This window comes from Paenibacillus lycopersici, from assembly GCF_010119935.1.
Classification (GTDB): domain Bacteria; phylum Bacillota; class Bacilli; order Paenibacillales; family Paenibacillaceae; genus Paenibacillus_Z; species Paenibacillus_Z lycopersici.
On sequence record NZ_CP048209.1, the window covers coordinates 2,988,130 to 3,014,238 of the forward strand.

The 26,109-nt window shown below is 60.3% G+C and carries 24 protein-coding genes, 1 pseudogene and 1 riboswitch; of the genes and pseudogenes, 20 read left to right on the top strand and 5 right to left on the bottom strand.

Annotation, left to right across the window (positions count from 1 at the left end; all coding sequences use genetic code 11):
• The first annotated feature begins 90 nt into the window (after window positions 1-90).
• From GXP70_RS13335 to GXP70_RS13355, 5 genes are all read left to right on the top strand, one after another.
• Window positions 91-1,413, top strand: a complete 1,323-nt coding sequence (locus tag GXP70_RS13335; protein ID WP_162357272.1) for a carbon-nitrogen hydrolase family protein — start codon at window positions 91-93, stop codon at window positions 1,411-1,413.
• A gap of 102 nt (window positions 1,414-1,515) precedes the next feature.
• Window positions 1,516-2,271 carry a phytanoyl-CoA dioxygenase family protein gene (locus GXP70_RS13340; RefSeq protein WP_162357273.1) on the top strand — a complete coding sequence of 252 codons (756 nt, stop codon included), beginning with the start codon at window positions 1,516-1,518 and terminating at the stop codon, window positions 2,269-2,271.
• A gap of 283 nt (window positions 2,272-2,554) precedes the next feature.
• Window positions 2,555-3,811 carry a DNA polymerase IV gene (locus tag GXP70_RS13345; protein ID WP_162357274.1) on the top strand — a complete coding sequence of 419 codons (1,257 nt, stop codon included), beginning with the start codon at window positions 2,555-2,557 and terminating at the stop codon, window positions 3,809-3,811.
• Window positions 3,808-4,335: a YhjD family protein gene (locus GXP70_RS13350; protein WP_162357275.1), complete on the top strand. Its 528-nt coding sequence runs from the start codon at window positions 3,808-3,810 to the stop codon at window positions 4,333-4,335. The genes GXP70_RS13345 and GXP70_RS13350 overlap by 4 nt, the downstream gene beginning before the upstream one ends.
• Window positions 4,336-4,515: 180 nt before the next feature.
• Window positions 4,516-4,656, top strand: a riboswitch (cyclic di-AMP (ydaO/yuaA leader).
• A 131-nt stretch (window positions 4,657-4,787) separates the two neighbouring features.
• Window positions 4,788-5,933: a KamA family radical SAM protein gene (locus tag GXP70_RS13355; protein WP_162357276.1), complete on the top strand. Its 1,146-nt coding sequence runs from the start codon at window positions 4,788-4,790 to the stop codon at window positions 5,931-5,933.
• 62 nt (window positions 5,934-5,995) lie between these two features.
• Here the strand turns inward: GXP70_RS13355 and GXP70_RS13360 are convergent.
• Window positions 5,996-6,097, bottom strand: a pseudogene (locus tag GXP70_RS13360) (VOC family protein); the annotation flags it as partial.
• Window positions 6,098-6,264: 167 nt separating this feature from the next.
• On the opposite strand from GXP70_RS13360, the gene GXP70_RS13365 reads away from it, so the two are divergent.
• The 11 genes from GXP70_RS13365 (at window position 6,265) to GXP70_RS13415 (ending at window position 17,927) form a co-directional block, all read left to right on the top strand.
• Window positions 6,265-7,752, top strand: a complete 1,488-nt coding sequence (locus GXP70_RS13365) for an MFS transporter (protein ID WP_162357277.1) — start codon at window positions 6,265-6,267, stop codon at window positions 7,750-7,752.
• A 42-nt stretch (window positions 7,753-7,794) separates the two neighbouring features.
• Window positions 7,795-8,340, top strand: coding sequence for a QcrA and Rieske domain-containing protein (locus GXP70_RS13370; RefSeq protein WP_162357278.1), 546 nt, complete (start codon window positions 7,795-7,797; stop codon window positions 8,338-8,340).
• 429 nt (window positions 8,341-8,769) lie between these two features.
• On the top strand, window positions 8,770-9,366 hold the full coding sequence (locus GXP70_RS13375; RefSeq protein WP_162357279.1) for a hypothetical protein: 597 nt from the start codon (window positions 8,770-8,772) through the stop codon (window positions 9,364-9,366).
• Window positions 9,367-9,984: 618 nt separating this feature from the next.
• Window positions 9,985-10,230: a hypothetical protein gene (locus GXP70_RS13380; RefSeq protein WP_162360462.1), complete on the top strand. Its 246-nt coding sequence runs from the start codon at window positions 9,985-9,987 to the stop codon at window positions 10,228-10,230.
• Window positions 10,220-10,975, top strand: a complete 756-nt coding sequence (locus GXP70_RS13385; RefSeq protein WP_162357280.1) for a class I SAM-dependent methyltransferase — start codon at window positions 10,220-10,222, stop codon at window positions 10,973-10,975. Before GXP70_RS13380 ends, GXP70_RS13385 begins: the two co-directional genes overlap by 11 nt.
• Before the next feature lie 114 nt (window positions 10,976-11,089).
• Entirely contained in the window at window positions 11,090-12,301 is a 1,212-nt protein-coding gene (locus tag GXP70_RS30185; RefSeq protein WP_318652427.1) for a winged helix-turn-helix domain-containing protein, read from the top strand.
• Between the two features lie 196 nt (window positions 12,302-12,497).
• Window positions 12,498-12,950 carry a MarR family winged helix-turn-helix transcriptional regulator gene (locus tag GXP70_RS13395; RefSeq protein ID WP_225442789.1) on the top strand — a complete coding sequence of 151 codons (453 nt, stop codon included), beginning with the start codon at window positions 12,498-12,500 and terminating at the stop codon, window positions 12,948-12,950.
• A gap of 109 nt (window positions 12,951-13,059) precedes the next feature.
• Window positions 13,060-13,428: a VOC family protein gene (locus tag GXP70_RS13400; protein ID WP_162357281.1), complete on the top strand. Its 369-nt coding sequence runs from the start codon at window positions 13,060-13,062 to the stop codon at window positions 13,426-13,428.
• Window positions 13,429-13,544: 116 nt separating this feature from the next.
• Window positions 13,545-14,837 (top strand): MFS transporter, encoded by a 1,293-nt coding sequence (locus tag GXP70_RS13405; RefSeq protein ID WP_162357282.1) that lies wholly within the window; start codon window positions 13,545-13,547, stop codon window positions 14,835-14,837.
• 161 nt (window positions 14,838-14,998) lie between these two features.
• Window positions 14,999-16,897, top strand: coding sequence for an AAA family ATPase (locus GXP70_RS13410; RefSeq protein ID WP_225442790.1), 1,899 nt, complete (start codon window positions 14,999-15,001; stop codon window positions 16,895-16,897).
• 73 nt (window positions 16,898-16,970) lie between these two features.
• Window positions 16,971-17,927, top strand: a complete 957-nt coding sequence (locus GXP70_RS13415; protein ID WP_225442791.1) for a D-2-hydroxyacid dehydrogenase family protein — start codon at window positions 16,971-16,973, stop codon at window positions 17,925-17,927.
• A 164-nt stretch (window positions 17,928-18,091) separates the two neighbouring features.
• On the opposite strand, the gene GXP70_RS13420 is transcribed toward GXP70_RS13415, so the two are convergent.
• Entirely contained in the window at window positions 18,092-19,054 is a 963-nt protein-coding gene (locus tag GXP70_RS13420) for a substrate-binding domain-containing protein (protein ID WP_162357283.1), read from the bottom strand.
• Window positions 19,055-19,192: 138 nt separating this feature from the next.
• On the opposite strand from GXP70_RS13420, the gene GXP70_RS13425 reads away from it, so the two are divergent.
• From GXP70_RS13425 to GXP70_RS13435, 3 genes are all read left to right on the top strand, one after another.
• Entirely contained in the window at window positions 19,193-19,951 is a 759-nt protein-coding gene (locus tag GXP70_RS13425) for a WecB/TagA/CpsF family glycosyltransferase (RefSeq protein ID WP_162357284.1), read from the top strand.
• A gap of 189 nt (window positions 19,952-20,140) precedes the next feature.
• Window positions 20,141-20,683, top strand: coding sequence for an RNA polymerase sigma factor (locus GXP70_RS13430; protein ID WP_162360465.1), 543 nt, complete (start codon window positions 20,141-20,143; stop codon window positions 20,681-20,683).
• Complete coding sequence (locus GXP70_RS13435; RefSeq protein ID WP_162357285.1) at window positions 20,670-22,007, top strand: DUF4179 domain-containing protein; 1,338 nt, start codon at window positions 20,670-20,672, stop codon at window positions 22,005-22,007. The genes GXP70_RS13430 and GXP70_RS13435 overlap by 14 nt, the downstream gene beginning before the upstream one ends.
• Window positions 22,008-22,131: 124 nt before the next feature.
• On the opposite strand, the gene GXP70_RS13440 is transcribed toward GXP70_RS13435, so the two are convergent.
• From GXP70_RS13440 to GXP70_RS13450, 3 genes are all read right to left on the bottom strand, one after another.
• Window positions 22,132-22,488: a hypothetical protein gene (locus GXP70_RS13440; protein ID WP_162357286.1), complete on the bottom strand. Its 357-nt coding sequence runs from the start codon at window positions 22,486-22,488 to the stop codon at window positions 22,132-22,134.
• Between the two features lie 119 nt (window positions 22,489-22,607).
• Window positions 22,608-23,384, bottom strand: coding sequence for an ABC transporter ATP-binding protein (locus tag GXP70_RS13445; RefSeq protein WP_162357287.1), 777 nt, complete (start codon window positions 23,382-23,384; stop codon window positions 22,608-22,610).
• A 138-nt stretch (window positions 23,385-23,522) separates the two neighbouring features.
• On the bottom strand, window positions 23,523-24,752 hold the full coding sequence (locus tag GXP70_RS13450) for an MFS transporter (protein ID WP_162357288.1): 1,230 nt from the start codon (window positions 24,750-24,752) through the stop codon (window positions 23,523-23,525).
• A gap of 113 nt (window positions 24,753-24,865) precedes the next feature.
• Between GXP70_RS13450 and GXP70_RS13455 the strand changes: the two genes are divergently transcribed.
• Window positions 24,866-25,681 carry a helix-turn-helix domain-containing protein gene (locus tag GXP70_RS13455; RefSeq protein ID WP_162357289.1) on the top strand — a complete coding sequence of 272 codons (816 nt, stop codon included), beginning with the start codon at window positions 24,866-24,868 and terminating at the stop codon, window positions 25,679-25,681.
• The last annotated feature ends 428 nt before the right edge of the window (window positions 25,682-26,109 follow it).

Genomic DNA, 26,109 nt, shown 5'->3' on the forward strand with positions numbered 1-26,109 from the left:
TTTTTTTTTTTGAGAAAGCATGAAGGTCAGGGCCGTCATCGGAGCGAAGAGTACAGAGCAACCGAATAAGCCGAAGGAGTGACGGAATAGATGGAACCTGCCGGTAAAGCGGTCAATTTACTTCCTGATTTATCCGAAGAAGCGTGGCAGTCGTGGGCACCGCGTCCGGAGCTTGCGCCTGCGTTTGCCAAACGATGCGAAGGGGGGCGGGCGCAGCTGGGCATGTCGGGCGGAGGGCGTTTCGAATGCTACGGCGCTTGGCGGTGCGAAGCTTCCGGCATTCGGGGCGGCGCGGCGTATAAGCTCCTGGCCGAGTACAGGTCGGAAGGCGTCGACAGCGATCCGGTCAGCATCAATATGATCGTGACGTGGATGGATAAGGACGGCGGCTGGCTGCGGCGCGAGTATATCGATGCCTATGCGGATCGCGAAGACGGAGTAAGGGAGCTGAACAAGACGGTTCAATCCCCGCCCAAAGCCTGCTCGGCGAAGGTCGAATTGGAATACCGCTGGTCGGCGACGGGCACGGTGTCCTGGATGAAGGCGGCGTTAACCGCAGCCAGGACGGTAACGCGCCGCCCGGTTAACATCGTGACGACGTATATTTCCCCGTATACGGATCATCGAGAGCGGTTGTCCGACAACCTGCAGCGCATGCTGGATGCCGTCGATCGAGCCGGGGAGCATCGGGCGGATCTGATTTGTTTCTCCGAAACGATGTACGACCGCTGTTCGGGTTGCTCGCTCGATGAAGTCGCCCAGCCGATTCCCGGCGAACTGACGGAAGCGATCGGCCGCAAAGCGAAGCAGGTCCGGTCCTATATCGTGCTCAACATGCATGAGAAGGACGGGGACTGTTTCTACGTTACCAGCGTCTTGATCGGCCGGAGCGGCGAGATCGTCGGGAAATACCGCAAAACCCATCTGCCGCTCTTCGAGGCGCAGGCGGGGATCACGCCAGGCAGCGATTATCCGGTATTCGAGACGGATTTCGGCACGATCGGGCTGCTCATCTGCTGGGATATTTCGTTCCCGGAAACCGCGCGCCTGCTCCGGATGCAGGGAGCGGAAATCGTCTGCCTCTCGACGGCCGGCGAAGGGCTGACGCAGCAAATCGCCAGGGCGGTAGATAACGGCCTCTATCTGGTCGTGGCCGGGATAAACGGGAATATGATCGCCGGGGATAACGGCGAGCCCATGAGCGACCCGAACGGCAGCCCGAGCCGGATTATCAATCCCGCGGGGGAAATTCTTGCCGAGATCGGATGCGTCGACGGGATCGCTCATGCCCGGGTTGACCTGAATGCCAAATTCGAATCGTACTGGATGTCCGTAGGTCCCGCGTTCGGGGAAGCGCGAAGCCTGTTCCATCGGGAACGCAGGCCCGACACTTACGGGAAGCTGTCCGTATGACGCATGACCGGCAGTCCGAACGAATATTGAAAACGCGTTACATCGAATTAAGCAGCGGATAGGCAACAACGGCGCGAGGAACATACCAGAGGAGGATTCGATATGGAGTTGACTTATCGGCAGAAGCGGCAGTTGATCGAGGAGGGCTACGTGAAGATTCCGGGCGTCGTCCCCGGCATCATGATCCGGGAAGCGATGAAGGCGATCAACCATTCCATCGGCAAAGGCGTTCCGGACGGCCATCACGGCGCGAACTACTGCAAGGAGCTTGAAAATAAGCCGTGCATCACGGATCTGTTCAACCGCACGCCGGCCAAAGCGATCATCGATTCGCTGGTCGGGGACGACGGCTACCACCCGATCGGCATGGGGCAAATCGCGCTGCGCTTCCCAGGCTACATGGATAACCCGCCGGATGATTTCGGGGCGCATCTGGACGGCGTGCTGCGCGTGAAGGACAGCATCGCGCAGAACTTCACGGCGCTCGTCGGCGTCGTGCTGAGCGACCAGAGCGAGCCGGATCACGGGAATTTCACGGTGTATCCGGGCACCCACAAGGCGTACGAGCAGTACTTCAGGGAGCATGGGCCGGAGGTGCTGTTCCGGGAGGAAGGATTCCGGACGATCCACCGCTCGGCCAACGTTCCGCTGCCGAAGCCGGTGCAGCTGACGGCCGAGCCGGGAGATCTGATCATCACGCATTATCAATTGATACACGCGGGCGGCGTCAACCAGTCGGACCGCATCCGGTATTCGATCTATTACCGGGTGGATCACAAGGACCGCCGCGACGATTGGCAGTCGCCGCTCGTCGATATGTGGCGCCACTGGCCGGGTCTTCAATCGGCGCTGACCTAAGCGGCCGAACGCGCCGTCCGGACGGGCATCGCTGCCATGCAATCCAAGCGCGGGCATCGTTCGCGCGCAGGGCTTCTTCGGTCAGGAAGGAAGGATATATGCGGCGCCGGCGGCGGCTCGGAACGGGAGACAACGTTCCGGGCCGCCGCTTTGTTATGCGGCTTGCGGGCGGGAGCGGAAATCGTGCGGGCAGGGAGATATTTCCCTTGCATTGGGAACGTACATTCGGTATATAATAAGAACATACGAACATATATTCGCGTTCTTGGAGGGGGATATAGCGATGTCGAGGCAAATTTTCCTGATCGACGGACAGTCCTTCTACGCATCCGTGGAGAAGGCGGCTCATCCGGAATACCGCGACAAGCCGGTCGCCGTCGGAGACCCCGCAAGGATGAACGGCATTGTGCTCGCGGCCTGTCCGATCGCCAAGTCCCGCGGCGTGACGACGGCGTCGCGCGTCGGAGAGGCGATGGCGAGATGTCCCGATCTTGTCGTCATCCGGCCCCGGATGGGGACGTATATTCAGATCTCCTTATTGATTACCGGCATTTTCGAATCCTATACGGAGCTCGTGGAGCCGTACAGCATCGACGAGCAGTTCCTGGACGTAACGGGCTCGCTCGCCTACTTCGGCGTTTCGCCGAAGGAGCTGGCCGCCCGCATCCAGCAGCATGTGCTGCAATCGACCGGCGTCTGGTCGCGGGTCGGCATCGGGCCGACGAAGATTCTCGCCAAGATGGCGACCGACAACTATGCGAAGAAGGAGGACGAGGGCGTCTTCGAGCTATCCTACGACAACCTGGAATCCACGCTCTGGGAGCTGCCCGTGCACCAGATGTTCATGGTCGCCTCCGGAATGACCCGGCATTTCACGCGCATGGGCTTATCCAGCATCGGCGACATCGCGCGGATGGATTTCGCCGAATTCAAGCGGCGCATGCGGCGCGAGATGGGCAAGCAGAGCGACATTCAAGCGGGGTACTACTGGCAGACCGCGCGGGGAATCGATCCAAGCCCCGTGGAGCCGGGCATCCGGCGCCAGCTCAAGTCGGTCAGCCACGGCAAGGCGCTGCGCTGGAACCTGTACCGCGAGCTCAAGGATATCGAGGTCGTGCTGCTGGAGCTGGTCGTGGAGGTGTGCCAGCGCACGCGGCGCCACCGGTTCCTGGGCTCGGTCGTGTCCGTGGCCGCGGCGGAAACCGACGGCGTCCGCTCCTGCTGGTTCAGCCGGCAGCTGACCCTGCAGCAGCCGACGTCGTTGACGCACGAGGTGGCGGCCGCCGCGCTGAAGCTGTTCCGGGAGCATTGGCACGGGCTGCCGGTCAGCCGGCTCAGCATCGCCTTGTCGGGGCTGACGGAAGACAACGTCATTCAGCTGACGCTGTTCGAGGACCGCTCCCGCGCGTACCGCAAGGAGCGGACCATCGACGCCATCAAGATGCGGTACGGAAGCACGGCCATCATGCGCGCCTCGTCGCTGCTGGAGTCCGGCGTGGCGCGGGAAAGGGCGGAACAAATTGGAGGACACTACAAATGAGCAAGCTGGACGGCAACGAGCGCTGGAAATCCAAAATGTTATTGACCGAGCATGTCGAGCGTTATGACGAGCATCACGCGGACGGAGGCGCGCCGGGCGCCGCGGCCGCCGTGCAGGCGCGCGCGCCCAGGGAACGGAACATCATTACGACGGAGGAGCGGGCGATGCTGCGCGACTATATCCTGCTGCCCCATATGGTGAAGATGGTGGAGAAGAGCATTGCCGACGTGGAGCATATGACGACGGTGCTGAAGCGCGCGTATCTGATGGCCGGACAGAAGATCCTGGACCGCGTCTCGCAGGATTTGTACGGCTTGCGGCGGGAGCTGAATCAGCGGAACATCCGGATCCTGAACGAGGAGCATGCGGATCTCGTCGTCTATCACCGCTACTTCTGCCGCGGCTACGAAGACCGCTTCGGCATGACGCGCGACGTGATGCGTTCCGAGATCAGCATGAAGCTGGCCCGGTACACGTCCGAGCTGGCGGCGCTGCTGAAGGAAGGACCGCCGAAGCCCGTGTAGCGGGCCGCGCGGCCGCGGGCGCAGCGGCGGTCTCGGCATCCATGCGGCCGCATCTTGATCGCGCGGAAGAGCTCGCCGGTGCCATCCGAGAGGAGATTCGGCCGATCGCAATAAGCGCGTTGCAACAAACCGGAAATGAAATCCGCATATTTTTTTGACTATTCAAACAACAACGTATAAAATAAAGCTACGCTTAATTTTCGGCTTATCGCCGAAAAGCGGGGGAACCAGTCAATTGGGGCGAATCGTTCGATGTAAGGAACGTAGGGTACCATCTTACCCGAGTCCGTCAGCTAACCTCGTCAGCAGTGGATGGGTCTATCTTTATATGCGTAACCAACCAGAGACCCTATTAGCGGGTCTCTTTTTGTCTTTTTTGACCCTGCTGGCGGCGTTCCTTAGCACTGGCTCCCTTTACTACCCGTTCATTCGGACAAAGAGGAGAGAAGCGCGTGAAGAAAGTCAAATATTTCACGGACGTAAACAAGGTGAAGCACTTATCCGAACACGAGAAAAAGACGTTGAAGCCGATTACGGAGAAATTCGTCTTTCGCGTCAACGACTATTACATGGATCTGATCGATTGGAATGATCCGCATGATCCGATCCGCAAGCTCGTTATTCCGAACGAAGGCGAATTGCTGGAATACGGCCGGTGGGATGCTTCCGACGAGGATACGAATTACGTCGTTCCGGGCTGTCAGCATAAGTACTCGACCACGGCGCTGCTGATCGTGTCCGAGGTATGCGGGTCGTACTGCCGGTACTGCTTTCGCAAACGTCTGTTCCGGAACGATGTCAAGGAAGCGATGTCCGACGTGACGCCGGGGATTCGTTATATTGCAGAAACGCCCGAGATCAACAATGTACTGCTGACCGGCGGGGATAGCCTGATTCTCGCCACCTCCAAGCTTCGCATCATCATCGAGCAGCTGCGGCAGATCGATCATGTGAAGATCATCCGGCTCGGTTCGAAGATGCCGGTATTTAACCCGATGCGGATTTACGAGGATGAAGAGCTTCTGGAACTGATCCGTACCTATTCGACGGAAGAGAAACGTATTTACGTCATGGCGCATATCAATCATCCGCGCGAAATTACAGCCGAAGCCAAGCGGGGCTTCCGGGCGCTCCACGAGGCCGGGGCGATCGTCGTCAACCAGACCCCCGTTCTGAAAGGCATCAATGACGACCCGGCCGTGCTGGCTGAATTGCTCGATAAGCTGTCTTGGGCGGGAGTCACGCCGTATTATTTCTTTATCAACCGTCCCGTGGCCGGCAACCGGGATTTCGTGCTGCCGTTATCCCAGGTTTACCGCATCGTCGAAGACGCCAAAGCAAGAACCTCGGGATTGGGCAAGCGGGTGCGTCTGTCGATGAGCCATACTTCGGGAAAAATCGAAATCCTGGCGATTGAAGAGGGAACCGCTTATCTGAAGTACCATCAATCGAGAGACAATCAATACGGCAAGTTCATGAAGCTCGCTTGCCCCGACGAGGCGGAATGGTTCGACGACCTGCCCGGGAGCGAAGTGTACTGGAACAAGCCCAAGAAGAAGAACGAGGCTATCGTCTCCGCGAATGAAATATTCGATTGATCGTCATTCTTCATTCCGGATCGGATAGCGGCGTCATCGTCGGAGGCGCCTGTCACCTGCCATCATTGACTTTTCGGCATTTTGCTCTCATCCCTATATAGCAGGTTCCAGCGGTGACCGTCCGGGTCGGCGAAGCCTGCACCGTACATCCAGCCGCCGACTTCACGCTCTTGTGACATGGCTGCAGCCCCCTTTGAATATGGTCTTCATTCCTATCGTTTCAGTTACTCTTACTATACCCTTTTTCCGGCAGCAGAAGCATTCAAGGATTGAACATGATGCGGCCGGCATGTAAGATGAAGAGTATGACCAGCAAGAGGGAAGGCGCAGCATGTGGACGTATACGATTAATTTGGTTCGCGATTTATCTCCGGGCGTGAAGCGGTTCATCGCGACGGAGAGCTTGTTCGGCATCGGTGCCGGCATATTCGGCTTGATTCTTAATTTGCATCTGCTCGATCTCGGCTTCTCCAAGGCCTTCATCGGCCAGATCACGTCGCTGGGGGCGCTGACGGTCGGCTTGACCAGCCTGCCCGCAGGTTTGATCGTCAAGCGCGTCGGGCGCAAAAAGATGCTGGTGATCGGCATGCTGCTGGCGTTCGTCTCGCTCGTGCTGTTCGGCGCCGGCACGGGCGCCGCGGCGGTCATTGCCGCGCAGCTCATCTGGTCGCTCGGCATGACGGCGGTCGTCAATTCGGAAATTCAGCTCATCTTCCAATATTGCCGCAGCAAGAAGGAAGAGACGAGCGCGTATTCGCTGCTGTTCGCGGTGTTCACGTTCTTCACCGGCGTCGGCACGTGGGTGGCCGGATATTTGCCGGACTGGATGCCGGGTCATTCGACGGTTTATCAATACGCGTTCTTCGCGGCGGGAGGCTGCTTGGCGCTCGCGGGCATCCTGCGGGGCGCGCTGCTGCCTTCCACGAATGCGAGGGCGGAGATCGCGGCGGGTGCGGCGGATAGCGATGCGGAGAATAGCGCGGGCGGCGCAGCGGGGATCGCTGCGGAGGCCGCAACGGGCCGAGCCGAGCAAGCAGCTGCGGAGGCCGCAGCGGGCCGAGCCGGGAAAGCGGCTACGGAGGCCGCGACGGGCCGAGCCGGGAAAGCGGCTACGGAGGCCGCGACGGGCCGAGCCGGGAAAGCGGCTACGGAGGCCGCGACGGGTCGAGCCGAGCAAGCAGCGGCCTCCGGGCCGGCGGCATCGGCCGAAGCGGCCGCGAAGGCGAAGAAGGGCCAAGCCTCCTATCGCTTCCTGCTCCTGTTGGCGATGCTGATCTTCACGTCCGGATTTACGTTCGGTCTGCTTAATCCGTTCCTGAACGTCATCCTGAAATTCAGGTTCGGGATGGAGGACGGCCTGATTTCCGGGCTGCTTGCGCTGTCGGGGTTCTTCTTCTTCATCGGCTCCCTTGCGATGCCGTATTGCGTGGAGCGGTTCGGCAGCCGCAGGACGTTCGTCGGCCTGTTCCTCTTCAATGCGATTATCGCGGCGGCGATGGCGGCGAGCATGCCCGCGGCGCTGTTCGCCGGCTTGCTGCTCGCGCGCGGAGCGGGTTTTACGATGCTGAACAACCTGATGGACAGCGAGTGCATGTCGGCCGTCGACGAGGACGAACGCAATTTGTTCGCGGGCATGCGGACCGTTTCGCGCAGCGTCGGCAATACGATCGCGTCGTACTGGGCGGGGTATATTTTGGCCGGCGATCATTATGCGTGGCCATTCCTGCTGACGGCGGCCGCCGTCCTGGCAGGCTATGCGATCTATGCGCGGTTCGTGCAGGGCAGGCTGGACCGGCGGCTGAGCGGGCAGGCCGGGTGAGGCGGCAGAGCAAGGCCGTTCATTACGCAAAGGAGTGATCGCATGGACCGTAAAATGCCGGACCACATCACCCGCAGGGCGTTTCTGGGCACAGCGGCCAAAGTCGCGCTGGGCGCGGCAGGCCTGGTCGGCGGCAGCGCCGGGTTGTTTTATTACGGGGCGGTGAAGCACCGTAAAGTCGGCAGCGACGCGCTTCCGCCCAATATCGTCAGGCTCGGCGAGGTCGCGGACTTGAAGCTGCTGCAAGGGGTGGCCAAAGTGGCATACGAAGCCGAATACATCGACGCGTGGTATACGAAACCGGTGAAGGGCTTCGTCTATGTCACGGTCGGAGCACAAGGCCAATTGCTCATTATGTCGCCCGCATGCAGTCATCTGGGCTGCGATGTCGTGCCGGCTTCGGAGGCGCAGCAGGGCGGGAACAAGGACATGTACTTCTGGTGCCCGTGCCATGGCGCCGGCTTCGACAGCGAGGGCGGCGCGGTTGTCGTCGTCGATCGCGGCTTGGACACGTATGAGCCGATTATCTCCGGCGGCAGCGTCTTCTTTGACGTGATGAAGCCGATACCGGGAGAGACGATCGCATAGATCGGGCAGCGGAGCAGGCTGCGCGCACGGCGCGGCCGACAGGTTAACCAAAGAGAACGGCAGCGATGCCGTTTCAGGCTGTCGAGAATTCGATGCCGCCTATGCCGCAGAAAGGACCATCCTCTAAGATTCGCGGACAGAGGCTCCGTCCCTCTGGTAATAATGGTTTTTCTCACGTATGCTCTCTCATTCGCAGGATTTCAAGTGCATTGGACAGGTGACAGAAGCTAGGCAAGGTAGCCGACTCCCCAAGCAAAGCGCAGGCGGGCATGCGGGAATAGAGGATGCCATAGAAGCTCCTTTGCGAGGAGGGAAATTGGAAAAGTTGCCCGTATAGCAACTTTACCGGCATTATTGCCGGCCAGAGGCGGGAAAAGTTGCTCGAATAGCAACTTTACCGACATTATTGCCGGTCCGTGGCGGGAAAAGTTGCTCGAACAGCAACTTTACCGGCATTATTGCCGGTCCGTGGCGGGAAAAGTTGCTCGAACAGCAACTTTACCGGCATTTTTACCGGCCAGAGGCGGGAAAAGTTGCTCGAACAGCAACTTTACCGGCACTTTTACCGGCCAGAGGCGGGAAAAGTTGCTCGAACAGCAACTTTACCGACATTATTGCCGGTCCGTGGCGGGAAAAGTTGCTCGAATAGCAACTTTTCCGGCATTATTGCCGGTCCGTGGCGGGAAAAGTTGCTCGAATAGCAACTTTTCCGGCATTTTTACCGGCCAGAGGCGGGAAAAGTTGCCCGAACAGCAACTTTACCGGCATGTTTACCGGCCAGAGGCGGGAAAAGTTGCTCGAACAGCAACTTTACCGACATTATTGCCGGTCCGTGGCGGGAAAAGTTGCTCGAACAGCAACTTTACCGGCATGTTTACCGGCCAGAGGCGGGAAAAGTTGCCCGAACAGCAACTTTACCGATATTTTAGTCGGTCTGACGCGAATAAAGTTGTTCGTATAGCAACTTTTCGACTTTTCGTCATTCTGAGGCAGGTGTGTAAGGTTCTTTGCAAGGCTACTGGTTAATGTCCTCGAATGACATCGACAACAGGCTAATCAGCCGAAATAGCGGATCTCCTGTCCGCCAGCACGCGAAAACACGTGATAAAGAAGCGAATAACGGATTTCCTGTCCGCTGCCTTGCATCGACGGACGCACCGTGAACCAGCCGTCATGAAACCGGCTGGTTCGAAACGGTCACAGCCGTCCATGAAACGCCGGCGAAGCGGCAACAGGATCTGTTCGTGTGCCAGGCGCAGGTTGCCGCGAGTCTCCTCGAAGCGGCTTATAGGTTTCGCAACAATCTGAAACGGCAGCGATGCCGTTTTCTTTTTTGGGGCTGGGGCGTAAGGAACGCCAAGTTGATTGTCCCGCTGCCGATGAAGAGACGAATGCATCTTTATTTTGCAGGCCGCCATCTATGATTATCAAAAATCAAAAAGCATGCGAATGCTTGTATAATAAGGTATTGGACATGCGTACCGGTCAGCGTTCGGAGGGCAGCAGCCGGCATATTAATAGGCTCGAGACGAAGGATTTCAAGCGGCCGCTATCGAAGGGTATGGCAGAACGTTGCCGGCGATGAAGGCGTTCCCGGCGACGCGGTAGACGCGGTATCACACGGCCGGCGAAGACGCCCCATACCTGGAATTTCGATTTGTTGTTCAAGAAGCCGGGGATTATGAGGTAAAATTGGATATGCAGCCTTCCAATACGGTCACGACGGCCGATAATACGCTGCATCACGGCATTCAAGCCAATGACGGGCAGATTGAGGCCGCGATTGCGATTGCGGAAGGTCATGCGGCAAGCGAATACAATCATGACCGGGAGTCCAGAGGCTGCCCATTAATGAATCACGATGAATGGAGAGTGCGCTATGAACAGTAAAGAACGGTTTTCCGATCGGGTGGATACCTATGTCAAATATCGTCCGAGCTATCCGCAGGAGGCGCTGGATTACTTATACGGCACCGTCGGCATGAACGCCGCTTCGTCCGTGGCGGATGTCGGCGCCGGGACGGGGATCTTCTCCAGGCTGCTCGTCGAACGCGGCAGCCGCGTCATCGCGGTGGAGCCGAATCCGGAGATGCGGGCGGCAGCCGTCGCGGCGCTGTCGGCCTCGCCCAACTATGTCGCCGTGGCCGGGTCCGCCGAGGAGACGACGCTTGCGGAACAGTCCGTCGATTTCATCGTCTGCGCCCAGTCGTTTCACTGGTTCGATCGGACGGCGGCCCAAGCGGAGTTCCGGCGGATCCTGAAGCCGGGCGGCAAGGCCGTGCTGATCTGGAATTCGCGCATGACGGAAGGCACGCCGTTCCGGGAAGGCTACGACCGAATGCTGAAGGATTACGCGACGGATTACGAACAGATGACGCACAAGAACATCGCCTCGGCCGACCTGGCCCGGTTCTTCAAGCCGGGAGCGATGCGGGAAGCAAGGTTCACGATGAGCCAGTCGTTCGATCTCGAAGGCTTGAAAGGACGTCTGCTGTCGTCGTCGTACGCGCCGATGCCGGGCCATCCGAACCATGAGCCGATGATCGCGGCGCTTGAGGAGCTGTTCGAGGCGACAAGCAAGGACGGCAGCGTCGACTTCGAATACGAGACGGAAGTGTATTGGGGCGAAGTATAGAAGGTTGAAAGTTAAGCTGTTGCTGGAATGGCGCTTCACAGCGCCGTCGGCAGTCCGGACCGGAGAGGTTCGGACTGCCGTTTTATTGTTCGCAGCCAAAGGAGACAAGACGACATGACGCCAATCTGGTTCGACCCCGCCGCCCTTACGGTTAGCTGCGGGACGGAAACCGCGGCGCTGCTCGCGCAGGAGTACGCGCTGCTGAAATACCTGTACGACCGGCGCGGGCAGGTGTTCTCGCGCGAACAGCTGCTCGATCGCGTCTGGCCGGACCGATACCCGGACGAGCGGACCGTGGACGACCATATCTACCGCATCCGCCGGAAGCTCGCCCGCCTGCCGCAGCTCGCGGTCGTTACCGTGCGCGGCTGCGGCTATTGCCTGCGTCTGACGGAAGCGGCCGCTGCGCCGAATCCGTCCGTCATGGATGAGGAAATCCGCGCCTCCGTGCAAGGCTTGTTCCGCAAGTATCATCTGCTCGGCCAAGGCCGCTCGATGCTGACGCTGGCCGCGCAGCAGGATGCGCTCGGCATCGAGGTGGACGCGTTCTACGCGGTGTTCCTGCATTTCATCCAAGGCGATCTGGCATGGCTGCTGCGCACGGATGAGGTTCCGCCGGAGCATCGGCTGTATTGGGTGCTGCTGTACTATTCCCTGACGGCGGATGCGCAGGCAAGCCTGGCGATGTTCGAGCGGGCGCTGAAGCTGGACGTGCTGCCCCCGGAGCAGAAGCGCGAATTGTACATCCTGAACATCGTCGATCTGTACGCCGATACGGGCCGGACCGCGCAGGCGGAGGCGAGGATCGCCGTCGCCCGCGACGTCGTGGAGCGCGACGGCTTGACCGGCTTTGCGATGCCGGTCGCGCTCGCGGAGCTGTATGTCCGCATCGTCAAGGACGACCTCGCCGCAGCGGCGCAAAGCATGGAAGCGCTGGAGCGGATGCTGGCGGAAGCGCCGTACTTGCGGGAGCTCGGCCGGTTTCATGCGCTGCGGGCGATGCTGCTGCTTCGGTCCGGGAGAATGAAGGAAGCGGCGCAGGCCGCGGACATGGGGCTGCATGTTCTGCGTCAATCGCAGAACGTGCCGCTTGCGCTTATGTCGGTTCGGCAGCTGCTGCGCTGTCTGGATCGGCCGCCGGTCGGCGCGCCGCCGGGCCAAGCGGACGGCGGCAAGCGGGACGCCCGGCGGACGGCGCTGAAGCGGAAGCTGGAGGCGGAGCGGGCGGAGCTTGACCGGGAGTACGGATTAGAGCGGCTTCTCGGCGAGATGCGTGCCATGCTGGATCGGAATTTACGGTCCGGCGAAAATAAAGGCATCGACTGAAAATCAAGCATTTGAACATACGGAAAATAAAGCACCGGGCTGCGGGAAAGAAGCGTCAGACTGCGATAATAAGATGTAAGCTGGAATTATCCCCAGGCCACGGGCAGTACGATTCTGCATAAAATAGTTGCAATAACATCCTATATGGCGTACCATGATATTAGTTGCAATAACATCCTATTAGGGAGGAAGCGAATTGAGCGATCATTGGAGAGAGCCGGATCGGGAATCGGCGGAATCGCACGGCCAATACATCTCCGCCATCTATCGCCACATGCAGATATTGATCTCCGCCGAGCTGGCGCCTTATCGAATCGGAAGCGGGCAGTATATCTTTCTGATGGCGATCGCTTCTAGGCAGCCCGTTACGCAGAAGGCGTTAAGCGAGAAGCTGCTCATTGACAAGACGACTACCGCCAAGGCGATTGCCAAGCTGGAAACGGAAGGATACGTGCGGAGGGAAGCCGATCCCGCCGATAATCGGTATCAGCTTCTCTATTTGACAGAATCGGGACGCGAAGTGGTTCCGAAGGTACGGGAGGCGCTGGACCGCGTCAAGAACCAAACCCGGAAGGGCATTGCCGACGAGGATTACGACTTGCTGATCGACCTGCTTAAAACCGTGCTTCGCAATCTGAGCGAGCAATAGCCAATGAAGCGATGAGCCTGAGCGGAGCGGCAGGCTTGACGGGGAGCTGCCCTTGCCATCGAAATCGCGCGTTCCCGATGATCAAATACAATTTAGGAGGTTGAAAGCAATGATGGCCATTCCCTTTATCGTAGTGGCAAATTGCAAAGACGAAATCAAGTATTATCAAAGCGTGTTCGGGGGCGAAATCGACATTCTTCGCAAGCAGGGGGAAGCGGTGTTTAACGCGGATCTGCATGTAGCGGGGGCAACCCTTAAGTTTGCCGATACGCAAGCGGCGAAGCCGGCAATGAAGGGCGATTACGTGAGAGTTTTCTTGAAAATCGAGACGGAGGAAGCGTTCCGGCGGATCTACGCACAATTGGCGGCCGAGGGAATTATTAATTCGGAAGCGTATGAAGCGCCGTTTAACGGTCTGTTGGCTATCGTGACCGATCGGAACCGCGTGTGCTGGGTGCTGTCCTATTATCGAACGTAATGCAAGAAGCCTAGATATTCCCGGGCGGTGCGTCTGTCTGACAGTCCTCTGATATTACTCCGATACAATGGCGTCGTAGGTTGAACGACGCAAGACATTGGAAGGGGAACGACGGAATGAGGACGGAATCGGCGCATAATCCAGACAAGAACAGCCTATGGCGCAACCGCGTCTTCGCCCGCATGTTCGCCGCCTATGCAGGCGCGGCGATGGGAGAATGGTTCGACGCGATCGCGATCCAGGTAATGATCGTCTACCGCTGGGGAGCCGGACCGGTGACGCTGTCCTGGATACCGGTCGTCATGGCGCTGCCCGGCCTGCTGCTCGGCACGCTGGCGGGCGTCGCCGCGGACCGGCTGCCGCGCATCCGGCTGATGCTGCTGTGCGATCTGTTCACGGCCGCCGTCACGGCCGCGCTGCTGGCAGCGCCGAACGTCGGCGCGCTGATCCCGCTGCTGGCGCTGCGCGCGGGCGCAGCCGCGTTCATCGCGCCGGCCCAGCAGGCGGTCACGCGGCGGATCGTGCCGGCGGACCAGCTGTTCCGGGCGACGACGCTGAACGGCTTGCTGCAGCAGAGCGCCAAGATCGCCGGCCCGCTCATCGGCGCGTCCATTCTTGCGGCGCTGTCGCCGAGCGCCTGCATCCTGATCCACGCGGCGATGCGGCTGCTCTCGGCAGGCCTGCTCTGGACGGTCCGTTCGGCCGAGCCAGGGGCCGCGCCGGATGATACGGCGACGAGTTCGTCACGGGCCGCACGGCGTCAGTCCGTGGCGGCAGAGTGGCGCGAAGGCCTGCGGGCGATCGTCCGGGTGAAGCCCGTGCTGCATACGCTGCTCTTCGGGTTCGTCGGGCTGACCGCGATCCTGATGGTCGACTACCAGTTCGCGACGCTGCTGCAGGAGCTGGCGCCCGGGCAGCCGTCTCTGCTGGGCTGGCTCGTCGCGTCGATCGGCGCCGGCTCGGTCGCGGTCATGCTGCTGCTGAACAAGCGCGGACGTCTTCCGTACCGCTGGGGACTGGGCGGCGGCTACGCGCTGCTCGGCGCGGCCATCGCGGGACTCGGGACGCTCCGTCCCGGCGTGCCGGACGCGGCCGTACTTGCGCTCGGCCTGCTGCTCGGCATCGGGAACGGAATGTGCATCGCCACCAAAATCGCGCTGCTGCAGCAGGAAATGCCCGCCGACTTGATCGGCCGGGTGTTCGGCGTCGATCAGGCGTTGACGAGCCTTGTCATGCTGGGCGCGCCGCTCGCCGGCGGCTTGATGATCGAAGCGGCGGGCGCGCGTCCGGCGTTCGCGGCGTTCGGCTTGGCGACGGCGGCCGTCGGTCTGGCGGGTCTGCTCTGCGGGCCTGCCCTATGGGGGCGAAGCGGCGAAGCCGGCGTCGGAGCCGTCCGGCGGGAGGCATGACATCGCATGTAAGATGAAGAGGAAGGAGCTGCGGCTTAGGCTGCGGCTCCTTCTTTTGTTGCGCGGCCAGCCGCGCTCGGTCGATCTTTCAGACGCGCATATTTTTGTCCATCGACTAATAAATTTTGGGTAAGACGTTTAATTGTGAAGGAAGTGTGGCTATGGGAAGATATCGATGGAAAAAATGGCGTAAATTCTTCCTTTGGCTGCTTGTAATCGGTGCCGTGATCTGGTACGTAGCTACCGGCGGCCCTACCGTGCTGGGAGTCGCGATGACGATTCTCAGCCTGCTGCTGCAGCTGTTGTTCGCGATGATGTTCATGATCGTGCAGTTCGTCGCGCTCTTCTGGTTCCTGGCGAGGGGCCGAACGTACTGGATTTTGCCCGGCGAGACGGGCGCCACGTGGGACGACTATCGCGGCAATCCCGAAATCGTGGACAACGCGAAGCGGATCGTGACGCTGCTGCGAGGCGTGAAGGACTTCAAGGAAATGGGCGGCGAGGCGATTCGGGGCTTCCTGCTGTGCGGACCGCCGGGCACGGGCAAATCGTATCTGGCGCAGGTCATCGCCAACGAGGCGCAGGTGCCGTTCGCTTATGCGTCGGCGCCGAGCTTCCAGAACATGTTCTTCGGCGTCGGCAACATGAAGGTCATGCGGCTGTACAAGAAGGCGCGCAGCCTGGCGAACGTATACGGCGCGTGCATTATTTTCATCGACGAGATCGATGCGATCGGGATGAAGCGCAACGGCGGCGGCGGGGCGATGATGGGCATGATGGGCATGGGCGGCGGTTCGGGGCTGCTCAACGAGCTGCTGCTGCAGATGGATCCGCCGAACATCGACAACGGCAGGATCGCCAAACTGCTGCGGACGCTCGGCTTGCGGCGCAAGAAAGCGGAACGGCCCGCGGTGCTGACCGTCGCCGCGACGAACCTGCCCGAGGTGCTCGACTCGGCGCTGCTGCGGCCGGGACGGTTCGACCGCCAGCTGTGGGTCGATGCGCCGGACTACGACGGACGGGTCGATATTTTCCACTATTATCTGAAGAAAGTGAAAGCCGACGAGACGCTGACGCCGGAGAAAGCCGCGCTCGACACGATTGGCTACAGTCCGGCGCAGATCAAGCATATCGTGAACGAATCGGTCATCATCGCGCATCAGCGGGGCGCATCGCTTGCCAGCTACCTGGATTTCCGGGTCGCGATGGAGACGTACGAATGGGGGCTCAAGCAGCCGCTCCGCTCCATGAGCGAGGACGAGAAGCGCAATGTCGCCTATCACGAAGCGGGTCACGCGGTTGCGCAATATTTGCTCAAGCCGCATGACCGGGTGTGGAAGGTGACGATCATCCGCCGGGGCAGCGCCCTCGGCCTCGCCGCGACGAAGCCGACGCACGAGCGTTACAACCGGAGCGACAGCGAGATTCTGGCGGCGATCCAAGTCTGCTTGGCCGCCCGGGCGGTCGAGGAGGAATTTCTCGGGAAGAAGCTGAACGGCGTGACGTCCGATCTGCAGCAGGCGACCCATCTGGCGGGCGCTTACCTCGGGGCGGTCGGAATGGGCGACGAGCTGTTCAGCTTCCTCGCGGCGGGCTCGCATCAGGAAGCGCTGAAATCGCTGCGTCCGAAAATCAACGAGCTGCTGAAGGACCAGATGCAGCAGGTGAAGAAGCTCGTGAAGGAGCATGCCGAATTCGTCCATGTCATTGCCGAGGATTTGCTGAAGCAGGGCGACCTGACGGGCGAGGAAATCGAGGGCATCTATTTCGCCATCTACGGGCGGACGCGTCCGGAACCGCCTAAGGTCATGGCGCTTGCCGAGAAGGCGGCGGAGCAAGAAGCGGCTCGGCCCGGATCCGCGCAAGGTCATCCGGCTGGCCAAGCGGGGCAGGCCGAGGACATGCGGGGACAGGCGGAGCAGGAACCGGAGAAGCCGGCGCAAACCGCTTCAGAGCCGGCGCCTTCGGAGGCGGATCCGGGCAAGGAGGAACCGACGGAAGACGAATCGGGCGAAGATGACGACTCTACCGGGCCGGACGGTACAGAAGAGAAGGCTTGAACAGGCGCGCGCTTGGCAATTGTCCATTCTCTATGCGATGATGGGAGCATAGCGGGTAAGAGGAGGAGAATGGATGATGAAATGTGCCGTGTTGGACGATTACCAACAGGTCGCACTGTCAATGACGGATTGGTCGGCGATCGCCGATCGCGTGGAAGTCAAGGTGTTCGCTGCCCATTTCGAGACCGAGGACGAAGTGGCGGCTGCCATCGGAGATTGCGAGATCGTGGTCATCATGCGCGAGCGGACGCCGTTTCGGCGTACGCTCTTCGAGCGCCTGCCCCGGTTGAAGCTGCTCGTGACGACGGGGATGCGCAACGCTTCGGTCGATCTGGCCGCGGCGGCGGAACGCGGCATCGTGGTCTGCGGCACGCCGGGAGGCGGCGAAGGAACGACCGAGCTGACGTGGGCGCTCGTATTGGGACTGGCCAGAAAGCTCGTGCAAGAGAATGAAGCGCTGCGCGGCGGCGGACCGTGGCAGTCGACGGTCGGCGTCGATTTGATCGGCAAGCGCCTCGGTCTGCTGGGTCTTGGCCGGATCGGCAGCAACGTCGCGCGGATCGGACAAGCATTCGGCATGGAGGTAGCGGCGTGGAGCCAGAATCTGACCGCGGACAAAGCCGCCGCCGCGGGCGTGCGTCTGGCGGCATCGAAGGAAGAGCTGCTGGAGAGCAGCGACATCGTCTCGGTTCACCTCGTGCTCAGCGAGCGCACGAGAGGACTGATAGGCGCGCGGGAGCTCGGGCTCATGAAGCCGAGCGCCTACTTGATCAACACCTCGCGCGCGCCGATCGTCGACCGGACTGCGCTCTTGGACGCGCTGCGCGGCGGCATGATTGCGGGCGCCGGACTGGACGTGTACGAGACGGAGCCGCTGCCTGCCGACGATCCGATCCGGTCGCTGCCCAATGTGCTGGCCACGCCTCATATCGGGTATGTGACCGAGGACTCCTACCGCGGCTTCTTCCGCGGGATCGTGCAGGATATCGAGGCGTTCTTGAACGGCTCGCCGATTAACGTAATCGGCTAGAGGCAGCGGTTGCATCGCCGGCTGCCGATGAAGCTCGGTTTAAACATGGGAAGAACGCACGCATGTTAATGAAAGTACAATCAAACATCAGCGTCGCGGGCAAATTAGAACGAACAACCTCCGAACACGGCTTTCGCCAATGTTCGGAGGTTGTTTGCCTTCCGCTAGCTTTCGAATAAAATCTCGCCCGTCCGCGATAGATCGTAGCCGGCGATCGCTTGCAGCTCCTGCTTGAACGCCTCCGAACGGATGATGCGCAGCAGCGTCGGCAGCCACGCCATCGCGGCGGGCGTCTTCATGACGACGAGATCGTACCGTTCCCGGATCAGCGGGACGAAGTCGATGCCGCCCACGAGCGAGGCGGCCTTCTCGCTGCCGACGCCGGCATCGGCATGGCCTGCGGCCACCTGCGCGGCGACGCCGAGATGATTGGTCTGCTCCTGCTCGTAGCCGGTTATCCGATCGGCCTGGATGCCGTGCAGCCGAAGCTGCTCGTCCAACAGCACGCGCGCGCCCGAACCGCGCTCGCGGTTGACGATGCGCAAGCCGGGACGGCCGAGGTCCGTCCAGCCGAGCAGCCCCAGCGGATTGCCCCGCGCAACGTAGAGGCCCGCTTGGCGGGACAGCAGATTGACGACGACGAACGAGGTGCCGACGAGCAGCTTGCGGATATAGGGCAAGTTGTATTCGCCGGTCTCGCCGTCAAGCAAATGCGTGCTCACGATATCGGCTTCGCCGCGGTACATCGAGATGAGGCTGTCCATGCTGCCGACATGCGCGCGCAGCGGACGCGTGCCGGGCAGCTGCTTCTCCAGATGGTTGGCGAGGATGTCCAGGCTGACGTCCTGCCCGGTGATGACGATCGGCCGCGTCCCGTTCATGGACGACGACGGGATGCGAGTGAACGCGGCGTCGGCAGCCGCGGCCGCTTGGAACTGGCGCTCCGGCGCGCTGATGCCTTTCGCGCGCTGCTTGTACGCCTCGAAGTCGGAGGCGTCCACGCGCATTTGCTTGCCGACGCGGTAGGAGGGCAGCTCGCCTTTCTTGATCAGGTCGTAGACGGTCAGTTTGGATATTTTCAGCAGCTTGGCGATTTCTTCGGTCGTATAGGAAACGTCGCTGGCCATGATGAAGCTCCTCCTGCGGATCGGGATCATTGCGTTTATTGTACCATATTGCGGCAGAGCGAGGCGCGGGAAGACTCGTAAAGTCCGGCCGCGTATGTTAGATTATGGGTACTACATCCAAAGGAAGGTTGTCCAACAATGACGTCTGACTCGAGCGCTTATTCGATGATCATGGGAATTCCGGTTCCGAAACTGACGATGGCGGAGACCGCGGCGAACGTGCAAGCCGTTATCCGGGCACGACAAGACGAGCTCTATCATATCGTGACGCTGAACCCGGAAATCGCGATGGCCTGCCAGCAGGACCGGGAGCTGCGCGGCATTATCGACGAGGCCGACCTGCTGACGGCGGACGGCATCGGCGTAGTCATGGTTTCCCGCATGCGGGGGAATCCGCTGCCCGAACGCGTCACCGGCTGCGATTTGCTGTTCGAGCTGCTGGCGGCCGGACAGCGGAATCGGTGGTCCTTCTATCTGCTGGGCGCGAGCGAAGAAGCCAACAGGCGCGCGGCGGAAGTCATCGCGGCCCAATATTCGGGCGCGATCGTAGCGGGCCGGCAGCACGGCTTCTTCGATGCGTCGGAAGACGAGCGGATCGTGGCGGACATTAATGCCAAGCAGCCGGACGTGCTCGTCGTCGCGCTCGGCGCGCCGAAAGCGGAGCGCTGGATCCATGCGTACAAGCACCGCCTCCGCGCTTCGGTCGCCGTTGGCGTCGGCGGCAGCCTGGATATCGTGGCGGGAACGGTCAAGCGGGCTCCGCGCCTCTGGCAGCGGCTGCACGCGGAATGGCTCTACCGGCTGCTGAACCAGCCGTCGCGCTGGCGCCGTCAGCTGATTTTGCCAAGGTTCGCGCTGAAGGCGTTGTTCTACAACGAACGCGGCGGATCGTCCTAGGCGCGCCGCTGCATGGAATTCGATCGGCTTCGTATGCTAAGCAAGGTACGGTATGCAGCATATGATGGAGGCAGCCTGCGCGGCTGCTTCTTTATTTTGGTTGCGGAAACATATACCAATGCGAATTTTTGCGATTGCAATGAACTTTTCGCGCCTCGGCGGGCTCTTAGTTATGAAAGGGGAGAGAACCTGATGGTCAGCCGTCTTGTGAGACAAGCCAAAAAAGGCAACAAGGATGCATTATTACAACTCATCATGGCCGACCGGGACGCTTATTACCGTCTTGCCTACTCCTATATGGGGAACGAGCATGACGCGATGGATGCGATGGAGGATATGATCGTTACGCTCTACGAGAAGATCGGGCAGCTGCAGAAGGCGGAGGCGTTCTACGGCTGGAGCAAAACCATTCTCGTCAATCGATGCAAAGCGCTGCTCCGCAAGAACGGGATGTTTCAGCCGCTGGAAGAGGAGCTCGAAGCGTCGGTGCAGGCGTTAACGGAAGCCAATCCGTACCGGAGCACGGAATCCGAGATGGACATGCAGGCGCTGCTCGCTCACTTGAATGCGCAGCAGCGGGAAGCGATCGAGCTTCGCTATGTGCACGACTTTCCCTATCAGACGATCGCGGACATGACGGGCGTGCCGCTCGGCACGATCAAGTCACGCATTTCGATTGGCATGCAGAAGCTGAAAGAGATCATCGGAGGTGAGCGCTATGAGTACCATTGAGGAGAAATTCCATCAGCACAAAGAGAGCTTGCATCAGCTCAAAGCGCCGATTGAATTGGAAGATCGGCTGCGGCAAGCGCTGTATCGCGCCCCCGCCAAGAAGCGCAAGCGGAACCGGGCTTTGACCTGGAGCCTGTCGGCGGCCGCGGCGCTGCTGCTGTTCGTCCTGACCTACCAGTACCCGGCCTTCGCTTATTACGGGGGCAAGCTGTTGAATCGGGAAGAGCTGACTTCGACTAGCTTCTCCGAAGTCGCCGAGCATGGATACGGACAAACCGTCGGCAAAAGCAAGACGATCCAAGACGGCACCGTCATTACCGTTACCGGCGTAATCGCCGACGATAATGAGTTTCTGATGTATTATACGATCGATCTTCCGGAGGGCGAGACGTTTAAAATCGGTGATTCCAACCGGTTTGATATCTACAAAGTAAAAGGTTTTCTGACGGATTCCAACGCGACGGAGGGCGGCAGCGGGTACAATAAGGATCGGACCCGGCTGCAGGGCGTCCAGAAGTTCGAGCCGGTCAGCCCGTTCTCGCGGACGTTAACGGTCGAATTCAGCGAGTGGCTGGAAACCGGTACAACGGAGAAAGCCGGCACGAAAAAAGTGTATCCGATCTCGTTCAAATTCGAGGCGAATAAAGCGATGAAGAGCATCCTTCGGGCAGACATCGCGAAATCCGTGCCCGTCGACGAAGGGACGGTCGCATACGACTCGATCACGGCTTCGCCGACTTCGACGGTGATTAAAGGGCACTACGAGATGGACAATGGCGAGCCTCCGAGATATCCGGGCACGATGAAGCTTTTGGTGAATGGGGTCGAAGTGAATTCCTGGGGAATGAGATCGAGCGGATCGAACAAAAAGGGCGTTGCGAATTTCGAGCTCGGCTATGACGTGCTGCCGACCGACAAGATCGAAACGATGGATATCGTACTTGAAAGTTTCCCGGGCTATCAGAAGGTAACGGAACCGATTTCGCTTACTTCGCCTTCGGATCGATCGATTCGAATCGGCACGGAGAAGCTGTTCGTTCGAAGCGTGACCAAGACCGCGTCCGGGTACGATATCGTCATCGCAAGGGCGCAGTTTACGCAGTTCGACACCGACGGGTTACTCGTGCAGGCCGGCGGCAAGCGGGTGCCGATTGCTTCGGTTTCCAAGGCGCGTCCATGGGATTTGGGCAACAATAACGTGTTCTGGGAGCAGACGTATGCCGTGAAGACGACGGATAAGCCGGAATTTCTGCTGCTGCAAGGCTTTCATTATATCAAGCCGTATCAGGAGACGATAGCGATTCCGATCGATACCGACAAATAGAACGTTATTATGACTGGATAGCGGTAGGATGGAATGGGAAGCAATAGGCGCATGACGAAGAGACGGCGGCCGGTCAATGACCGGCTGCCGTCTCTCTATGGCGTGTATTCGGTTTCGTTTAAGGTTACCGGCCGGACCGCATCATCAGGTACGCGATCAAATAAGCGGCGGACGTCAGGCCGAACAGCGCGTAGATGCCCGGCGTGCACGCCAAGTACAGGCTGATCGGCAGCGACCAGAGGAAGGCGGCGAGCAGCGGGTAAGGCTTGGCGAACCAGGAGGCGACGGCCGCCAGCAGAGCCGGCAGCAGCAGCGTCCAGCCCGAGCGGATCAATACCGCGTGCGCGTCATCCCCCGGTTCGGCGTATACGTTGGCGAAGTTGAACGACAGCCATAACAGGACGGAAACTCCGGCCGCGGACAGCCCGAGCATGCCGGATTTACGCATGCCGCTCCGTCTGGACGAGACAGCCTGCATCATTCGTGACGACCTCCCTCCAAGTATAGGCGCTGTGCACGGATCGCGCGCCGACCGGCGCATACCGCCGCCAATCGCCCCCTGCCATCGTCTCCTTCTGTCTACCGTCGGCTGACCGTTCGTTAGTCCGCTACGCGCACATAGACCCGTTCACCGTGTTTGTCCACCGCGACCGGAGACTCGAAGAACTCGCTCAAGCCGTCGGATGTCAGTACCTCTTCCGTGCGGCCGCTGCGCACGACTTCCCCGCCCCGAATGAGAAGCGCATGCGTGAACGCCGGCAAAATCTCTTCCGTGTGGTGGGTGACATAGATCAGCGTCGGCGCATCGGGGCGCTCCGCAAGGTCCTTGATGCTCGCCAGCAGCCGTTCGCGGGAGAAGAGATCGAGCCCGTTGCACGGCTCATCCAGAATCAGGATGCGCGGCTTCGCCATCAGCGCGCGGGCGATGAGGAGCTTCTGCTTCTCGCCCTGCGAGCAGGTGCGGAACTCGCGGTCCCAGAGATGGGCGCAGCCGAGCGTTTCCATCAACGAACGGGCGGTATCGATGTCCGCCTCGGAGACGTGGTCGTACAGTCCGATCGTCGCGTGCTTGCCGCTGATGACGATGTTTTGCGTGCGGTCCGACGCGTACAGCTTCTCCTGCAGCGATGTGCTGACCCAGCCGATTTCTTTGCGCAGCGCCCGCAAATCGACTTCCCCGAAGCGATGGCCGAGTACGCTGACGGTGCCTTCCGATGGCCAGAAATAGCCGTTTACGAGATTGAGGAGCGTCGTTTTGCCCGAGCCGTTCAGCCCGAGCAGCGCCCAATGCTCGCCGGGAGCGACCTGCCAGCTCACGTCCTTCAGCAGCGTGAGCGGCCCGTTGCGCCAGGTGACATGTTGAATATCGATGATCATATGATTGTCGTAAACTCCTTCCGCGATGCCATGCGCGTCAAGCCGAGCCGATGGCTGACGATTCCTTGCGCGCAATTCGTTGTGTCTATGATTCTATTGTACGCCTGTCGGACGGATTGCTCAATTCGCGCGGCGCCATTAATTTCGCATGAGCTTGGCGTCGCGGGGCAGGAAGAAGGCGCAGATGCCGAGCAGCGGCAGGAACGCACAGAGCCCGACGACGAAATCGACGCTCGTCGTGTCCATCAGCCAGCCGAGCAATACCGAGCCCAAGCCCGCCATGCCGAACGCCAGGCCGAAGAACAAGCCGGACACCGTGCCGACATGATCCGGCATCAGCTCCTGCGCGTACACGATGATGACGGAGAAGCCGGACATGAGAATGAGGCCGATCGCGCAGCAGAGGAGGACGGCGGCGACGGGGCCGACGTAAGGCAGCAGCAGCGAGAACGGCGCCGTGCCGGCAATGGAAATCCAGATCATCGTCTTGCGCCCGATCCGGTCCGCGAGCGGTCCGCCGAGCAGCGTGCCGAGCATACCGGCGAATTGCAGCGCGAACAAGCAGATCTGGGCGCGCGCCAGGGGCAGATGGTAATGGTCCATGAAATAGAACGAGTAGAAGCCGGTCATGCCTGCGATATAGACGAATTTAGAGAAGAGCAGCGCGATCAGGATTGCCATCGAGCCGGCGATGAACCATTTGGTATGCGGCTGCTGTGCCTGACGCTCTCGGCTTGCTGAAGCGGCGGCCCGCTTCGTCTTCGCTGGCGCGGCGGCCAATTGACTGCTATACCAGCGGCTGATGACGAGCTGCACCGCGATGCCGATGACGGCCGCGATCGTAAACCAGAGGAAGCCGAGCTGTCCGTTCGGCATGAGCACGAACGCGACGAGCAGCGGCGCAAGCGCCTGGCCGGTATTGCCGCCGACTTGGAACACCGACTGCGCCATGCCGCTCCCTTTGCCGGCTGCCATGCGCGCGACGCGCGACGACTCCGGATGCAGCACGGACGAGCCGACGCCGATCAAGGCCGAGGACGCGAGCAGCATCCAGAAGGCGTCCGCATAGGCGAAACCGACGATGCCGAAGAGCGAGAACAGCATGCCGAGCGGAAGCAGGCCCGGCATCGGGCGGCGGTCCGACATGTAGCCGATGAACGGCTGCAGCAAGGAGGCCGTGATGTTGAGCATGAACGCGACCCAGCCGATTTGGGTGAACGTCAGATGCATGGAGGATTGGAAGAGCGGGAATGCCGATGGCACGGCCGTCTGCATCGCATCGTTGAGCAGATGGGCGAAGCTGACGCCGAGCAGCATGAAGACGGCGGGATTGCGCGTCGCTTGCACGGCAGCGGTGGATACATTCATGGGCGGGGCCCCCTTTCGATTTTCTACATTGTAGCGAAAGCAGGAGAGCGGGTCGTTGCGATTCGTGCTGCGAGCCGAGCAATTTTTGCTATAATGGGAGCAGGTGATGGCTGATGGAGATGAAAGTGGAGACGGATTGGATCGAATTATGGCAAGGGAGCGAAGCGTTCAGCAACGTCCCGCATACGCATGACGAATGGATGCAGGTGACGCTGCCGGTCAAGGGCGTGTGCCATTTTACGCAGGAGGCGCGCAGCTTCGGGCTGGAGCAAGGGAGCGGCTTGATTCAGCCGCCCGGAACGAACCACCACTTCCGCATCGGCGAGAGCGCCGCGGTCGTGATTGTGAAGGTGCGCGAACGCGGCCGCGGCGGCATGGCTTCCGTCCGGCGGGATTTCGAAGCCGGCGCGGGGCATGAGCTTCGCCAGCGGTTCGATGCGGACGCCGTCGTCGCCCGTTTCCGGACGTGGATGCTTGCGCTCATACAGGGCCAGTCGGCGGCCGATCCGCTTGCCGTTCAGGAGGTGGAGCATGACGTCCTGGCTTATGTAAGCGGCCTGATCGGGATGGAGCATGGCGAGACATATCGGTCCGAGCCGCCGAAAGGGGTTGCGGATCCGCATTTGCTGCGGGCGATCGCCTATATGCACGATTGTTACGATGAAACGATTAGCGTCGACGAACTGGCGGCGCTCGCGCTGCAGAGCCGGTTTCATTTCATACGTTCGTTTCGCGAGGCTACCGGCACGACGCCGTATCAATACGTGCTCAAGCTGCGCGTGGATGAAGCGATGGCGCGCCTCCGGCGGACGGAGACGACGATCGGGCAGATCAGCGCGGATCTCGGCTTCGCGAGCACGAGCCAGTTTCATCGGGCGTTCCTGAAGATGACCGGGATGACGCCGAAGGCGTATCGGCTGCTGCAATGAAGGACGGATAGCCGGGAATAACAGGACGGACTGGCAGGCTAACGGAGTGCAGCCGTATGAGGGAAGCATGGATTTGAGAGCGGTGATCGTGTAAGGCAATCGCGGGTTGCAAGGGCTGGAGAGCGGCCGTATTGGGCAAGTGCGGATTGTAAGGACGAGAGCGGCCGTATTGGGCAGGCGTGGAATGTAAGGACTGGAGAGCGGTCGTATTAGGCAGTGCGGAATGCAAGGACGAGAGCTGCCGTATTAGGCAGGCGTGGAACGTAAGGACTGGAGAGCGGTCGTATTAGGCAGTGCGGAATGCAAGGACTGCAGGGGCAGCATGTAGCAAACTACAAGGGCAACAAGGGCAACAAGGGCAACAAAGAGTAGAAAGGCAACAAAGACTACAAAGACTACAAAGACTACAAAGACTACAAAGACTACAA

Coding starts and splice junctions, on each gene's coding strand:
- GXP70_RS13335 (WP_162357272.1), top strand. CDS start 91: ATGGAACCTGCCGGTAAAGCGGTCAATTTACTTCCTGATTTATCCGAA.
- GXP70_RS13340 (WP_162357273.1), top strand. CDS start 1,516: ATGGAGTTGACTTATCGGCAGAAGCGGCAGTTGATCGAGGAGGGCTAC.
- GXP70_RS13345 (WP_162357274.1), top strand. CDS start 2,555: ATGTCGAGGCAAATTTTCCTGATCGACGGACAGTCCTTCTACGCATCC.
- GXP70_RS13350 (WP_162357275.1), top strand. CDS start 3,808: ATGAGCAAGCTGGACGGCAACGAGCGCTGGAAATCCAAAATGTTATTG.
- GXP70_RS13365 (WP_162357277.1), top strand. CDS start 6,265: ATGTGGACGTATACGATTAATTTGGTTCGCGATTTATCTCCGGGCGTG.
- GXP70_RS13370 (WP_162357278.1), top strand. CDS start 7,795: ATGGACCGTAAAATGCCGGACCACATCACCCGCAGGGCGTTTCTGGGC.
- GXP70_RS13385 (WP_162357280.1), top strand. CDS start 10,220: ATGAACAGTAAAGAACGGTTTTCCGATCGGGTGGATACCTATGTCAAA.
- GXP70_RS30185 (WP_318652427.1), top strand. CDS start 11,090: ATGACGCCAATCTGGTTCGACCCCGCCGCCCTTACGGTTAGCTGCGGG.
- GXP70_RS13400 (WP_162357281.1), top strand. CDS start 13,060: ATGATGGCCATTCCCTTTATCGTAGTGGCAAATTGCAAAGACGAAATC.
- GXP70_RS13405 (WP_162357282.1), top strand. CDS start 13,545: ATGAGGACGGAATCGGCGCATAATCCAGACAAGAACAGCCTATGGCGC.
- GXP70_RS13410 (WP_225442790.1), top strand. CDS start 14,999: ATGGGAAGATATCGATGGAAAAAATGGCGTAAATTCTTCCTTTGGCTG.
- GXP70_RS13415 (WP_225442791.1), top strand. CDS start 16,971: ATGATGAAATGTGCCGTGTTGGACGATTACCAACAGGTCGCACTGTCA.
- GXP70_RS13420 (WP_162357283.1), bottom strand. CDS start 19,054: ATGGCCAGCGACGTTTCCTATACGACCGAAGAAATCGCCAAGCTGCTG.
- GXP70_RS13425 (WP_162357284.1), top strand. CDS start 19,193: ATGACGTCTGACTCGAGCGCTTATTCGATGATCATGGGAATTCCGGTT.
- GXP70_RS13435 (WP_162357285.1), top strand. CDS start 20,670: ATGAGTACCATTGAGGAGAAATTCCATCAGCACAAAGAGAGCTTGCAT.
- GXP70_RS13440 (WP_162357286.1), bottom strand. CDS start 22,488: ATGATGCAGGCTGTCTCGTCCAGACGGAGCGGCATGCGTAAATCCGGC.
- GXP70_RS13445 (WP_162357287.1), bottom strand. CDS start 23,384: ATGATCATCGATATTCAACATGTCACCTGGCGCAACGGGCCGCTCACG.
- GXP70_RS13450 (WP_162357288.1), bottom strand. CDS start 24,752: ATGAATGTATCCACCGCTGCCGTGCAAGCGACGCGCAATCCCGCCGTC.
- GXP70_RS13455 (WP_162357289.1), top strand. CDS start 24,866: ATGGAGATGAAAGTGGAGACGGATTGGATCGAATTATGGCAAGGGAGC.